The sequence below is a fragment of the Halorussus amylolyticus genome (genome assembly GCF_004143485.2).
GTDB lineage: Archaea > Halobacteriota > Halobacteria > Halobacteriales > Haladaptataceae > Halorussus > Halorussus amylolyticus.
Window position 1 is genome coordinate 4,686 of sequence record NZ_ML974137.1, and the last position, 13,349, is coordinate 18,034.

The 13,349-nt window shown below is 68.6% G+C and carries 13 protein-coding genes; 8 read left to right on the forward strand and 5 right to left on the reverse strand.

All coding sequences use genetic code 11. The features are described 5' to 3' along the window. The 3 genes from EKH81_RS14055 to EKH81_RS14065 form a co-directional block, all read right to left on the reverse strand. Positions 1-1,225: sulfatase (locus EKH81_RS14055; protein ID WP_162224641.1), on the reverse strand; the 1,225-nt coding region annotated here is incomplete at its 3' end. Next, the gene (locus tag EKH81_RS14060) at positions 1,222-2,817 is read right to left on the reverse strand and encodes an alkaline phosphatase family protein (protein ID WP_132060795.1); all 1,596 of its coding nucleotides are present in this window, start codon (positions 2,815-2,817) and stop codon (positions 1,222-1,224) included. The genes EKH81_RS14060 and EKH81_RS14055, both read right to left, overlap by 4 nt. Positions 2,818-2,841: 24 nt before the next feature. Continuing rightward, positions 2,842-3,876 (reverse strand): glycosyltransferase family 4 protein, encoded by a 1,035-nt coding sequence (locus EKH81_RS14065; protein WP_132060797.1) that lies wholly within the window; start codon positions 3,874-3,876, stop codon positions 2,842-2,844. A 475-nt stretch (positions 3,877-4,351) separates the two neighbouring features. Between EKH81_RS14065 and dpsA the strand changes: the two genes are divergently transcribed. Together dpsA and EKH81_RS14075 are read left to right on the forward strand one after the other, a co-directional pair. Continuing rightward, on the forward strand, positions 4,352-4,897 hold the full coding sequence (gene dpsA, locus EKH81_RS14070) for a DNA starvation/stationary phase protection protein DpsA (protein WP_132060799.1): 546 nt from the start codon (positions 4,352-4,354) through the stop codon (positions 4,895-4,897). A 93-nt stretch (positions 4,898-4,990) separates the two neighbouring features. Then, entirely contained in the window at positions 4,991-5,782 is a 792-nt protein-coding gene (locus tag EKH81_RS14075) for a hypothetical protein (protein ID WP_132060801.1), read from the forward strand. A gap of 36 nt (positions 5,783-5,818) precedes the next feature. Here EKH81_RS14075 and EKH81_RS14080 read toward each other — a convergent pair whose 3' ends face one another. Continuing rightward, positions 5,819-6,322 carry a DUF7504 family protein gene (locus EKH81_RS14080; protein ID WP_162224634.1) on the reverse strand — a complete coding sequence of 168 codons (504 nt, stop codon included), beginning with the start codon at positions 6,320-6,322 and terminating at the stop codon, positions 5,819-5,821. A gap of 445 nt (positions 6,323-6,767) precedes the next feature. On the opposite strand from EKH81_RS14080, the gene EKH81_RS14085 reads away from it, so the two are divergent. The 4 genes from EKH81_RS14085 to EKH81_RS14100 all read left to right on the forward strand — a co-directional run bounded on the left by EKH81_RS14085 (position 6,768) and on the right by EKH81_RS14100 (position 10,267). Next, entirely contained in the window at positions 6,768-7,859 is a 1,092-nt protein-coding gene (locus EKH81_RS14085; protein ID WP_132060093.1) for an NADH:flavin oxidoreductase/NADH oxidase, read from the forward strand. 81 nt (positions 7,860-7,940) lie between these two features. Beyond that, positions 7,941-8,612, forward strand: coding sequence for a CPBP family intramembrane glutamic endopeptidase (locus tag EKH81_RS14090; protein WP_132060095.1), 672 nt, complete (start codon positions 7,941-7,943; stop codon positions 8,610-8,612). A gap of 49 nt (positions 8,613-8,661) precedes the next feature. Continuing rightward, complete coding sequence (locus tag EKH81_RS14095) at positions 8,662-9,825, forward strand: thiolase C-terminal domain-containing protein (RefSeq protein WP_132060097.1); 1,164 nt, start codon at positions 8,662-8,664, stop codon at positions 9,823-9,825. 46 nt (positions 9,826-9,871) lie between these two features. Then, positions 9,872-10,267: a Zn-ribbon domain-containing OB-fold protein gene (locus tag EKH81_RS14100; protein WP_132060099.1), complete on the forward strand. Its 396-nt coding sequence runs from the start codon at positions 9,872-9,874 to the stop codon at positions 10,265-10,267. Between the two features lie 25 nt (positions 10,268-10,292). On the opposite strand, the gene EKH81_RS14105 is transcribed toward EKH81_RS14100, so the two are convergent. Beyond that, complete coding sequence (locus tag EKH81_RS14105; protein ID WP_132060101.1) at positions 10,293-11,246, reverse strand: alpha/beta fold hydrolase; 954 nt, start codon at positions 11,244-11,246, stop codon at positions 10,293-10,295. Between the two features lie 109 nt (positions 11,247-11,355). Here EKH81_RS14105 and mvk point away from each other — a divergent pair, with 109 nt between their 5' ends. Continuing rightward, positions 11,356-12,345: a mevalonate kinase gene (gene mvk / locus EKH81_RS14110; RefSeq protein WP_132060103.1), complete on the forward strand. Its 990-nt coding sequence runs from the start codon at positions 11,356-11,358 to the stop codon at positions 12,343-12,345. A gap of 1 nt (position 12,346) precedes the next feature. Continuing rightward, positions 12,347-13,099 (forward strand): isopentenyl phosphate kinase, encoded by a 753-nt coding sequence (locus EKH81_RS14115; RefSeq protein ID WP_132060105.1) that lies wholly within the window; start codon positions 12,347-12,349, stop codon positions 13,097-13,099. Positions 13,100-13,349: the final 250 nt, after the last annotated feature.

Sequence of the window (13,349 nt, forward strand, 5' to 3'; positions counted from 1 at the left end):
CGGGGCCCCCCCCCGCGGTGTTTGGGTCCGCGGGGGGGGCCCCCCCCGGGGGGGGGGGGGGGGCGCGCGCCCCCCCCCCCCCCCCCCGACCGGTGAAATCGTCCGGAACGTCTCGACCGCCGGGGTCGTCCGAATCGCCGGGGTCGTCCGAATCGCCGGGGTCGTCCGAATCGCCGGGGTCGTCCGGAACGTCCGCACCGAGCGCCGAGAGAATGGTCGGCGCGACATCCACGAGCGAAACCGGGCGCGTCGAGCGCCCGGTTTCGACGCCGGGCGCGCGAACCCAGAGCGGGACCCGAGCCACTTCTTCGAGGGTACTGTGACCGTGGTCGGTCGCGTAATAACCGCGGGGGTCGTCGTTGAGTCGGCGTTCGAGTTCGGGGTGTTCCCAGAACGCTTCGCCGTGGTCGCCACAGACCGCGACCACGGTGTCGTCCGGAAGGTCGGCGAGCAGGGGTTCGAGCGCGTCGTCCGCGCCTCGAATCGCGGCGTCGTAGGCTCGGAGGCGAGCGTCCCGATAGGCGTCGAACTCCTCGCCCTCGGTCGTCTCGCGGAACCGCCAGTCTTCGAGGTCGTCCGTCGCGGGCACGTCGAACGTCTCGCGGTGGCGCTCTGGAATATCGAGCGGCGCGTGGGGGTCGCCGAGGTGGAGGTAGCAGAACCACCGGTCGCGACCCGACAGCCAGTCGCGGGCGGCAGAGACGCGTTCTGCGGCGTCGGTGTATTTGACGCTCACGTGGTGAAAGCGGTCTCCGGTCGCCTTCTCGGCCATCGGAATCGCGGTCAGCATCGCGGTGTCGTAGCCCGCGGCTTCGAGCAGGTCGGGGAGCATCGGCACGTCGGCGCGGGGTCGCTGCGGGAACTGCTCGGAGGAGAGGTTCCGGGGGCCGGACTCGAAGCGCCCGCCGTGTTCGTGGGGGTAGCGCCCCGACAGGAGTGAGGGGACGGCGGGAAACGTCCACGGACTCGGAGCCTTCGCGTTCGAGAACGCCGCGGCGTCCTCTGCGAATCGGTCGAGCGTCGGGGTCGTCTCCCGGTCGTGACCGAACCCCGAGACGTGGTCCGCGCGCAGACAGTCTACGACCACGACGAGGACGTTTCGCGGGTCGGTGACGCGCACTCCCTCGCGGACCTCGCGGTCACGACGCTTTCGCCAGTGGTTCGCGCGGTGTTTGAGGTCCATCCACGCGTTGTTCACTCGGGGAAATCGCTTCAGGGGGTTCATTCGAGGTACCCCAACTCCCGGAGGGTGTCTTCGACCTCCTCGCCCGCGCGCTCGCCCGTGGCGTCGGTCGCGGTGGGCGGTCCCTGCTCGACCTCTCTGTCGGCCGCCTCGCCCGCCAGCACGTCGAATCGGACCTCGCCGTCAACGTCTTCCGGAACGGGCGCGCCGAGACGGTGGAGGAGCGTGGGCGCGAGGTCGTACAGTTCGAGGTCGGCGCTCCCCTCGGCGAAGTCGTCGCCCCACGCCGCGAACACGCCCGAGCGCCGGTGTGTCGCCAGCCACTCGGTCGTCTCGCCGAAGACGCCGCCGCCGATAGCTTCGGGGGCGTCCACCCCGGTCGTGTACTCCACCACTACGTCGGGACCGCGTGCTCGGTCGCCTGAGTACACGTCCGCGGGGTCGTGGACCGCGGCGGCCACCGGGTCGCCCGCCGGGGTTTCGAGGGCTTCGAGGTCGCTCGCGAGGCCCTCGACGTAGGCGTCAACTGCCCGGTCATCCGAGAACGCCGCGCCGTTGACGTAGATTGGTCCTCGTCCGAGCGAGACGGCCTTCGTTTCCGTCCAGTCGATGTCGGCGTCCTGAATCGCGACCCGGCCGCTCTCGCTCGGGAAGAGGCGCTGGAGCGACTCGGGGACAAGCGACTGGGCGAGATTGACGAGACCGAGTCGGCCGACGAGGCGCTTCAGTCGCTCCTCGGTCAGGCCGACGCTGGCGAGCAGGTCGCGGGTCTCGGACTCCTCGAACGCCAAGTCGCCCCGGTCGGCGAGCCACTGATTCACCATGAAAATCTCGCGAATCTCGGCGAAGCCGTGGTCGCTCATCAGCACGACGGCCTCGGCGTCGTCGCGGTCGAGCAAATCTGCGAGCAGTTCGTCCACGCGCTCGTAGGCCGCCCGAAGCTTCTCGGGGCGGTCCCAGAGCCGGTGCTGGAGCGTGTCGGTCGCGAAGAGGGTGGTGTGGACGAACTCGCACTCTTTCTCGTCGGCGAGCCACGTCGCGGCCTCGAACCGCTGTTCGAACAGTTCGCGGGCCTCGGCGACCAGTTCGTCGGGGGTCGCTTCGTCCAGCACGAGGTCGGGCTTGACCCGGTAGTCGGGAATCGCGTCGAGGAGGTCGGCTTTGAGCGATTCGGGACTTGTGAAGCTCTTGCGCTCGCTTGCGGGGCTTCCGGCGATGGTCAAGACGACTCCGTTGTCGGTTCGGTCGTTGCTGTCAGCGTCGGCGTCGGGCGCGCCCGACGCCGACGCGCCCGCCGGGTGGGTCGTCGGCATGTTGACCACGCCAGCGCGTCCCCCGCGGTCGGCGAGCACGTCCCAGTACTCGCACGAGCGGAAGTCGCTCGCGTCGTTCGGCGAAATCTCGTGGGTGTCGCGGTCGTACGCGAACCACTCGTAGACGCCGAGCTTTCCGGGCGTCTTGCCGGTCGAGTAACATTTCCACGCGGGGAACGTCACGGGCGGGAGGGTGCTTTCGAGGTCGCCCGAGACGCCCTCGTCCAGCACGCGGGCGAAGGCGGGCAAGTGACCTTCTTCTGCCCACGGCCGGAGAAGCGACCAGTCGGCCCCGTCGAGACCCACGACGTAGACGGTCATACGCGGCTACTCGCCCCGCCGACGCTAAAGTGCTTTGAGAACGGTTCGGAACGCCGCTCGAAACGCGGCCTTCCGGGATTCGGGGTCGAATCGCTCGCCGCGCTCGCGAGCGCGGCGAGCGAGCGCGCGACGGTCGTCCGAATCGCGCGCGAAGTACTCGCGGACGCCCCGACTCAGCGCGTACTCGTTGGTCTCCACGACGAGCGACGGGTCGATTTCGCGGGCCTCCGACCGCGTGCCGGCGGTTCGGGTCACGACCGGCGGAACCCCGGCGCGCATCGCTTCGAGCGTGCTGACCGGGAAGGCGTCCATCCGCGAGGGCTGGACGAACACCGAGGCTGGCCGGAAGGCGTCCGCGAGGTCCTCGACGTACCCCCGGACGCTGACGCCCGGCGTCTCGGCGTACGCCTCGGGATGGCCGCCGCCGACGACGTGGAGTTCGGCGTCCGGGAACTCCTCGCGGACGCGCGGCCACGCGCTCACGAGCATGTCCACGCCCTTGTACTCCCACGGGCGTGCGACCGTCACCGCGACGTTCGCATCGATGTCGGGGTTCACCTCGCCGAGCGCGTCGTAGGTCTCCTGCTGGACGAACGGGTGGGCGACCTCGATTGGGGTGTCCGGCCCCACGATGGGTCGGGTGAACTCCGCGACAAACTCCGAGACGGCGACGACGCCGTCGATGCCCCGGCGGCCGACCGCCCGAACCGCGGGCGTGCCGAACTTCCCGACGAGCGACTTCACGCCCGAACTCCCTTCGAAGTCGGGGTTGCCGAGCTGGTAGAGACCGTGGTCGGCCGCGAGGTAGATGAGCTTCCCGCCCCGGGTGAGCCGCCGGGCGAGCGCGGCGTACAGCGGCCGCGACCCCTCCACGAGGTACACGTCGTAGCTCGGGTACGCGAGTCCGTTGAGACCGTCCTCGAACACGGTTCCCTCGAACGGACCGACGGACAAGCGGTGGTAGTCCACGAGGTCCGCGCCGACCGCCTCCGCGAAGCCGCGGTGCGCGGGATGGGGGTCCTGGTGGAGCATCGCCACGCGGACGGCGTCGGGGTCCATATTCGAGACGGCGCGCGGTGAACGGATAAATCCCGCGTTCGTGGGTTGGTGTTCTGTGTATTCTACGGGCATGAGGAACGGGTGTGGGAGTACTCAAAACGGTACACATCTCGAAGTCGCTTCGAACCGCAAGTAGCAGAACCGTAAACAGCCAGAAACCCCCCGCCCGGTCGCGGTGCGGATGCGGTTCTCAGTGGCTCAAGCAGTCGCTCGCTTCTGCGTTTTACGATCAACGTCGCCGTGGTGTTGTAGAAAGCCCCCGCCCGGTCGCGGTCGCTGACCGACATATCTCGGCCTCTCCGCACAGGTCGGCCGAGATAGGGGTCGGTCAGACGACCAAGATAAACGCGACCGGGCGGCCCCTTTCAGTCCCACCACCGCATTTTACCGGCCGAGCTACGTTTACTGAAACACGGCCCTCACGGTACAGCGAACCCTTAAGGCTCTCCTCGTCGTGCCCACTTCGGGGGAAACCATGAGCCAACAGCAACAGCACGTCCGCCAGGGGGCGGGCACCGTCGAACCGAACCCAGTTAGACTCGACGCCGAGAAGGCCGAGCAGATAGTCGGCGCGCTCAACACCGACCTCGCGGCGACCTACGTCGTCTATCACCAACTCCGCAAGCACCACTGGAACGTGGCGGGCGCGCAGTACCGCGACCTCCACCTGTTTCTCGGCGAAGCGGCCGAGGAGGCCGAGGCGAACGCCGACGAACTCGCCGAGCGAGTCCAGGCGCTCGGGGGCGTCCCGGTCAGCGGCCCGGCCGCGCTCGAACGCCACAGTCCGATTCCCTTCGAGGGCGAGGACGTGTACGACGTGCGGACGGCGCTCGGCAACGACCTCGAAGCCTACGGCGACCTCGTCGAGAGCGTCAGTAGTCACATCGAACTCGTCGAGAGCCTCGGCGACCACGCGACCGGCCACATCCTCCGCGAGCAGTTGGTCGGCATCGAAGAGCGCGCTCACGAACTCGACCACTTCCTCGCACACGATTCGCTGACGCTCTGGTCGTCGGGGTGATGACGCTCTAATCGTCGGGATGAGTCGCGAGCGTCCGTCGCCCTCACCTCGGTTCTCTCTGCTGATAACGCGCGTGGGATTTATCAATTTACGGTGATTCGAATCGAACGGAGGATGGTGTCGAAGGCGTTCTTTACCGGGTCGAAGTACTTGGTCGAGGACAGCGACGGCCGACACGACTTCGTCCGGTACGACGGCGAGCGATTCCTCGCGGTCCTCTCGACCGCCGGGCAGAAGATTCTCCGAACGCCGCTCGACGCCGACGAGCGCAAGGCCGACTACCTCAAGGCGCTCGTCCGACTCAACGAGGCGTACTTCGCCGCCCGCGAATTCGAAGCCGACGCCAAGGGGAACTTCTTCAAGCACGACGACGCCGCCGAGCGGAAATTCCGGTTCGACGTCGCCCAGCGGTTCAGCGACCGAGTGGACGACCTCCGGACGTTCCTCGCGGCTCACGACGCGCTCGTGGCGGCCGCGACCGAAGACTCCTCGAACGACTCACGCGACACCGCCGACGATGGCGAGACCACCGGGGACCAAGCGCTCGCCCGAACTCGGCGCACGCTCTCGGCCTGCACCGACCGCTCGATAAGCGAGGGGTGGTTTCCGACGGTCCAGTCGCACTACTACGCGCTGAGTCCGGGCGAACTCGTGGCGGAAGGCCGCGAGCGCCGGAAACAGCGCATCGAGGGCACCGAGAGCTCGACGGGAATCGCGGCGCTGCTCGACAAACCGCATTTCGAGAAACTGTCGTGGCGCGACCTCCGGCGAATCCGCGACCTGAATCGTGAGTCGCCGGGGCCGGACCCGCGCGTCTGGAAGCGCCTGCAGAAGGAATATACGTGGTTCCTCGCGCGCGAGCGCATGCGAGCGACGCCCGAGTGAAACAGGTAAGGGACGGCCGAGCCAGCCGAAAACGACTCACAGCGCGAGCCATTCGGTCTCGATGTCGTCGAGTCGCCAGCGTTGCTCGACGCCTTCGTCTCCCCGGCGGACTTCCACGACCGCGTCGAACAGCGCCGACAGCGATTCGACCGTCTCGGCGTCGGGGTCGCCGGGGAGGTGATAGTGACCCATCCCACCGGCCCGCTCGACGACTTCGGTCACGCCGAGCAGGAATCGGCGGGCGTCTCGGTCGTCGTAGCCGGCGACGACCGGCGCGAGCGAGTCGAAGCAGACCCGGAGTTCTGCGGGCGAGACGTGGTCCACTTTGGCTTCGAACGCCGCGACCGACTCCTCGATTGCGACGCCGAGGTCCCGGAGGTCGGCTGTCTCGACGATTTCGGTTCGGAAAATTCGGTCGCCGGAGTCGGATTTATCGGAGTCGTTCGCGGCGGGGTCGCTCGTGTCTGAGTCGCGTTCTTCAGAATCGGTCGCGACGGGGGCGCGAGACGCGCCCCCCGGGCGGCCGGCCGCCCCCCCCACCCCGGGTGCGGCGCGGGGGCGGGGGGGCGGCGCCGCGCCCCCCCCCCGCCCCGGGCCGCCCGCCCGTCCACGAGTGCGGCGAGGTCGCGGTCGGGTCTCGTCCCGACCGCCGACAGTTTCCGACGCGCGACCGCCGGTCGCGCGTCGGCGGTGACGAACAGTCGATAGCGCGGCCCGGCGTTCGAATCGCCGAGCAGGCGCTCGCACGCCGGGTCGAGACCGTCGCTCCCGACGAGCAGTACGTTGCTCCCGTTTCGCTTGAGGTCGGCGAGTCGGCGCTCGAACCGCACCGTCGCCTCCGGAACCCCCTTTCGTTGCCCCCCTGACATCGATTCACCAATAACGGCGATGCCTACAATAAGCGTTTCGGAGGTCCGAAATCGCTGTCGGCAAGAATCGGGGACGAGCAGAGGGTTTTCGAGTCCGGCCCCCCGAGTCCCGGACGATGAGCGACGACCTCTTTAGCCCGCTGTCGATTCGAGACACGACCGTCCGAAATCGCGTGATGGTGTCGCCGATGTGCCAGTACTCCTGTGACACCGACGGTCTCGCGACCGACTGGCACGAGGTCCACCTCGGGAGTCGCGCGACCGGGGGTGCCGGTATCGTGATGACCGAAGCCACCGCGGTCGAACCTCGGGGGCGCATCACTCCCAACGACTTGGGCATCTGGAGCGACGACCACGCCGACGCGCTCGCGCCCGTCGCCGACTTCATCGCCGACCGGGGCGCGACCCCGGCCATCCAGTTGGCCCACGCTGGGCGAAAGGCGAGCAAGACCAGACCGTGGGACGGCAGCGTTCCCCTCCAACCCGACGAGGGCGGGTGGGAGACCCTCGCGCCGAGCGAGAGTCCGTACCCCTACGACGACGAACCGCCACAGACGAGAGCGATGACCGAGGACGATATCGAGGCGTTCAAGGCCGACTTCCGGGCCGCGGCCGAGCGGTCGCTCGACGCTGGCTTCGAAATCGCCGAGGTCCACGCGGCCCACGGCTACCTCCTCCACGAGTTCCTGTCGCCGGTCACGAACCGCCGCGACGACGCCTACGGCGGGGATTTCGAGGGCCGGATCCGACTCGTCCGCGAGGTGACGGCGGAAGTTCGGGACGTGTGGCCCGACGACCTGCCCGTATTCGTCCGCGTCTCCGCATCCGATTGGCTCGCCGACCGCGACTCGTGGACGGTCGAGGACACCGCGCGACTCGCTCCCCTGCTCGCCGAGGCGGGCGCGGACCTCGTAGACGTGAGTTCGGGCGGCATCCACCCCGACCAAGAAATCCCCGGCACGGGACCGAACTATCAGGTGCCCTACGCCGAGCGCGTGGGCGAGGCGACCGACGCGCTCGTCGGCGCAGTCGGGGGAATCTCGGAGCCAGCGCAGGCCGACGCCCTGATTCGAAACGACAGAGCGGACCTCGCCATCGTCGGGCGCGAACACCTCCGGGACCCGTACTTCACGCTCCACGCCGCGGAGGAACTCGGCGCGGGCGACCGAGTGGAGTGGCCAGTGCAGTACCGGCGCGGGGTCGAGTAGTCGGCACAGACGCGCTCGAAACTCCCGGAGTTTCTCGAGATTCCCGCAATTTCTTGTTGTCTCGCGTGTACGTTCACGAGTATGTCGAGAGAGACCCGATTCGCGCCGTTCGACTTCGAACACGTCGAGACGGCGACCGCGGGCGGTCTGCTGGTCGCGTTATTCGCGCTCCCGCTCGCCGGTCCGGCGTTCGACGCGCTCGGCGTGACCCCACCTCCGGTCGCGGATATCGTGATTCCGTGGCTCTTCGCCGGTGCCGTCGTCGGAATCGTGGTCTCCTTCGAGGACCGGCCGGTGTCGTCGCTCGGCGTTCGGCGGCCGGACGTGTGGGATATTCCCTACGCAATCGCGGCGTTCGTCGGCGCTCTGCTCGCGCTCGTCGCCACCGATTCGGTGGTGTCCGCGCTCGGTCTCGCCCAAACTGAGGGTTCGACGCTCGCGGACGGTCGGACGATTGGCATCGCGCTCGCGGGTGCGATTTCGGCGGGCGTCGTCGAGGAGATTCTGTACCGGGGGTATCCCATCGAGCGACTGCTCGAAGCCACCGACAGCGCGCTGGCGGCCGGGGCGATTTCGTGGCTCGCGTTCACCCTCGCGCACGCGCCGGGGTATCCGGCGGGTCACGTCGTTCAGGTGTCGCTCGGCGCGCTCGTCTTCACGCTGGTCTACCTCCGCAGGCGAACCCTCGTCGCAGTCGTCCTCGCGCACGTCGCGGTGAACGTCGCGGGGGTGCTGTCGGCGGTGTACGCCTGACGGACACGAGAGGGTGGCTTTCTTAACCGCCGGTCGCGTACGCAACCGTATGACAGCAGTACGTGTCGCGGGGGTCGGTCTGACCCACTTCGGCACGCACCCCGACCGAACCGGCCGCGACCTGTTCGCGGAGGCAAGCCAGCGCGCGCTCGCCGACGCGGGCGTCGAGCGCCGCGCAATCGAGGGACTGAACTACGGTAACTTCATGGGCGAACTCGCCGAGCATCAGGGCCACCAGGGCCCGTTGATGGCCGAGGCCGCGGGCATCGACGCGCCAGCCACGCGCTACGAGAGCGCGTGTGCGTCCTCGGGCGTCGCGCTCCGCGAGGCCGTCAAAGACGTGCGAAACGGCGAGTCCGACGTGCTGCTCGTCGGCGGTGCCGAGCGCATGAACAACCTCGGCACCGCGGGCACCACCGAGGCGCTCGCCATCGCGGCCGACGACCTCTACGAGGTCCGGGCCGGGATGACGTTCCCGGCGGCCTACGCGCTGATGGCCCGGTCGTACTTCGAACAGTACGGAGGGTCCCGCGAAGACCTCGCCGAAATCGCGGTCAAGAACCACGCCAACGCGCTCGACAACGAACACGCCCAGTTCCAGCGCGAGATTTCGGTCGAAGAGGCGCTCGACTCCCCGATGGTCGCCGAACCGCTCGGCCTGTTCGACGCCTGTCCCATCACCGACGGCGCGAGCGCCGTCGTCCTCGTGAGCGACGAGTACGCTGAGAAGAATGACCTCGACGCCCCGGTCGCGATTACCGGCACGGGACAGGGCGGCGACAAGATGGCCCTGCAGGACCGTGAGTTCCTCGCGCGCACGCCCGCCGCCGAGCGCGCCGCCGAGGAGGCCTACGCCGACGCGGGCATCGAAGCGACCGACGTGGCGGCCGCCGAGGTCCACGACTGTTTCACCATCGCGGAAGTCCTCGCGCTCGAAGCCCTCGGTTTCTACGCGCCCGGAGAAGGAATCGGCGCGGCCGCGCGCGGCGAGACCACCCGCGACGGCGACCTCCCCATCAATCTCTCGGGCGGTCTCAAGGCGAAGGGCCACCCGGTCGGCGCGACTGGCACCAGCCAAGTCGCGGAGATGACTCGCCTGCTCCGGGGCGACCACCCCAACAGCGATGCAGTGGACGGCGACGTGGGAGTCGCGCACAACGCGGGCGGCACGGTCGCCAGTGCGACAGTTCACGTCCTGGAGGTGGTCTCATGAGTCAGCGAATGAGAGTACGCCGGAGCTTCGCTCCGGAGGTGGCGGAATGAGCCAGAACGACGACGAGGTCCGAGACGACGGCTTCGACGACTTCCTCGACGCAATCGAGGACGGTGAGGGCTTCTACCTCGAGTGTCCCGACGGTCACGGCTCGCTCCCGCCCCGGCGGGTGTGCCCCCACTGCGGGCAGGGCGACCTCTCCGAGGTCGCCCTGCCCGAGTCGGGCGAAATCGAGACGTTCACCGTGGTTCACGTCCCCGCGCCCGAGTTCGCCGACGACGCGCCCTACGCGACCGCGGTGGTCGATTTCGGCCCGGTTCGGCTGACCGGACAGATTCTCGACGTCGCGCCCGAAGAAACCGAAGTCGGCGCGACGGTCACGCCCGTCGTCGCCGAGACGGCGACGACGGGCGAACGGGTTCTGGCGTTCCGGCCGCGGTAATCCGATTTCGGCTTCGCGGGCTTCGTTACTGCTCGGCCTCGCCTTCCACTTCCTCCTCGGTCAGTTCGTCTAACAGCACGTCGAGGAACGGTCCCGGATGCTCGGCGTGCGGAAGCAGTCGCGCGTCGTCGAACACCACCAGTTTGGTGTCCGCACGCTCGGCCAACTCCTCGCCCGCTTCGAGCGGCGTGACCGTGGCGTCCCGGCCCCAGACGATGGTGACCGGCACGTCGATTTCCGCGAGTTCGTCGGCGAGGTCCACGTCGGGGTCGAGATAGCCCGAGACGAACGATGCGGGCGCGAATCGAGCGCCCGGTTGGTGGGCGGTCTGCCACTGGTAGTCCACGTCGTGTTCGGTGTAGGACGCCTCGGTCGAGTAGGCGTCTCGGTTGTCGAACCAGTGGAGCGACCGCTTGCTCGTGAGCAGATTGAACAGGCCTTGGCCGACCAACGGCGACCGGAACACCGACCGGAGCCACGTCCGGCGCGGCCCGGTGTCGGCGGTCGGACAGACTAACACGAGTCGCGAGAACGGCGCGGCTTGGCGCTGGGCGAGCACGGCGTACGACGCCGCGAGCGACGACGCCACGCACGCCGCGTCGTCGGTCACGTCCTCGGCGAAGTCGGTGACGAACGCGGTGTAGAGCGCCGCCGAGTAGGTCAGCGGCGGTCTGTCGGACCGGCCGAACCCCGGCAGGTCGGGCGCGACGACGTGGTGGGTCTTCGCCAGCTGGCCGAACATCTGGTCGAACTCCTTGTTCGAGGCGGCCGCGTGGACGCCGTGGAGCAGGAGTACGTCGGGGTCCTCGGGGTCGCCCGCTTCGGTATACGACACGTCGAAGCCGCGCCACCGGTAGGTCCCCTGTCGTCCGTCGAGCGCGGGGTCCAAGTCAGACGCCTTCCAGCGAAGCAGTCGGTTGCCGAGCGCGGCGGCTCCGAGTCCGCCCGCAGTCGCGGCCAAGGCTCTCGTAAGCTTCATACTCGATACGTCACCGCGAGGAAAGTTAGCCGTTGTGCCACGACACGGCGAGTTCTTCGCGACGACCGCCTTCGCAAACGTGTTAACCCCCGGAACGAAACCGTCTCGCATGGTCGTTTCGAGCGCTCCGGGCAAGGTCTACCTGTTCGGAGAACACGCGGTCGTCTACGGCGAACCCGCGGTGCCGTGCGCCATCGAACTCCGGGCGCGCGTCGCCGTCGAGGAACGCGACGACGACCGTCTGCGCGTCCACGCCGAGGACCTGAGCCTCGACGGATTCACTGTGGAGTACAGCCGCGAAACCGACATGGGACCCGACGTGAACGTCGCCGATTCGCTGGTCGAAGCCGCGATGGGCTACGTCGATGCCGCGGTCGCACAAGCCCGAGACGCCGCGGACGCTCCCGACGCTGGCTTCGACATCACCATCGAGAGCGAGATTCCGCTCGGCGCGGGTCTCGGCTCCTCCGCGGCGGTCACGGCCGCAGGTATCGACGCCGCGACCCGCGAACTCGGGGTCGAACTCTCGACCGAGGAAATCGCCGACCGCGCGTATCGCGCGGAGTCGGAGGTCCAAGACGGCGAAGCCTCTCGCGCCGACACCTTCTGTTCGGCGTCGGGCGGCGCGGTCCGAGTCGAGGGCGACGACTGCCGGACGATATCGGCTCCGGACCTCCCGTTCGTCATCGGCTTCGACGGCGGCGCGGGCGACACCGGAAAGCTAGTATCCGGCGTGCGAGCGCTCCGTGAGGAGTACGACTTCGCGGCCGACACTGTGGCGAGCATCGGAGACCTCGTCCGGTCGGGCGAGGACGCACTCGCCGAGGGGAACGTCGAGGAACTGGGTCGGCTGATGAACTTCAACCACGGCCTGCTCGAAGCCCTCGGCGTCTCGTCGCGGTCGCTCGACAACATGGTGTGGGCCGCGCGGGACGCGGACGCACTCGGCGCGAAGTTGACCGGCGCGGGTGGCGGCGGGTGCATCGTCGCGCTCGACCCCAGCAAGGCGACCGAGACCGCGCTGAAGTTCACGCCGGGGTGCGAGGACGCGTTCCGGGCGAAACTCGACACCGACGGCGTGCGCGTGGAGGAGGCCTGAGATGGCGACAGTCCTCAAACTCGGCGGAAGCGTCATCACCCACAAGCACCGTCCCGAGGCGCTCGCCGGTCCGGCGCTCGACGACGCGGCCGACGCCATCGCATCCGCGATGGCGTCGGGCGACGTATCGGACCTCGTCGTGGTCCACGGCGGCGGAAGCTTCGGCCACCACCACGCCAGCAAACACGGCGTTTCGAAGACCGACGGCTCTCAGGATGCGGGCGCAGCGGTCGAGATTCACGCCGCGATGAAGACGCTGAACGACTTCGTACTCGCGCGCCTCCACGACCGAGACGTTCCGGCCGTGCCGGTCCACCCGTTTTCGGTTGCCTCACGGGACCGGGACGGGAGTCTCGACCTGCCAACGAGGCAGGTCGAGACGATGCTCGGCGAGGGGTTCGTCCCCGTCCTCCACGGCGACGTGGTCGCCCACGAGGGGTCAGGCGTGACGATTCTGAGTGGTGACGAAGCGGTGACCGCGGTCGCGCAGGGAATCGACGCCGACCGCGTCGGCTTCTGTTCGACGGTTCCGGGCGTGCTGGACGACGACGAGGCCGTGATTCCCGAGATTCGGTCGTACGTCGAGGTGGCCGACTACCTCGGCGGGAGCGACTCGACCGACGTGACCGGCGGGATGGCCGGGAAGGTCCGGGCGCTCCTCGACCTCGGCGCGCCCGCGTCGATTTTCGGCCCCGAAGCCCTCCGGGCGTTTCTCGCGGGCGAGACGCCCGGCACGCGAATCGACGGAAAATAACACCACCTTTTTCCGTCTCGGGTATCCTCACGTCCTCGCTTCGCTCGGACGTTGCGGTACTGCTGCTCGTGCGCGCACCTTCGGTGCGCTGTCTTGTGGATTGGTCCACTGGTCGCGTTCGTTGTGGGGCTCAGCCGTATTTCAGGTTAGTCGGACTGGCGGTTCCGAGGTAGGGTGGCGGGGGGGGGGGGCGGGGGGGGGGGGGCCCCCCCCCCAAGAGAAGGTGGGGGGTGTAAGACCCGAAAAGAGA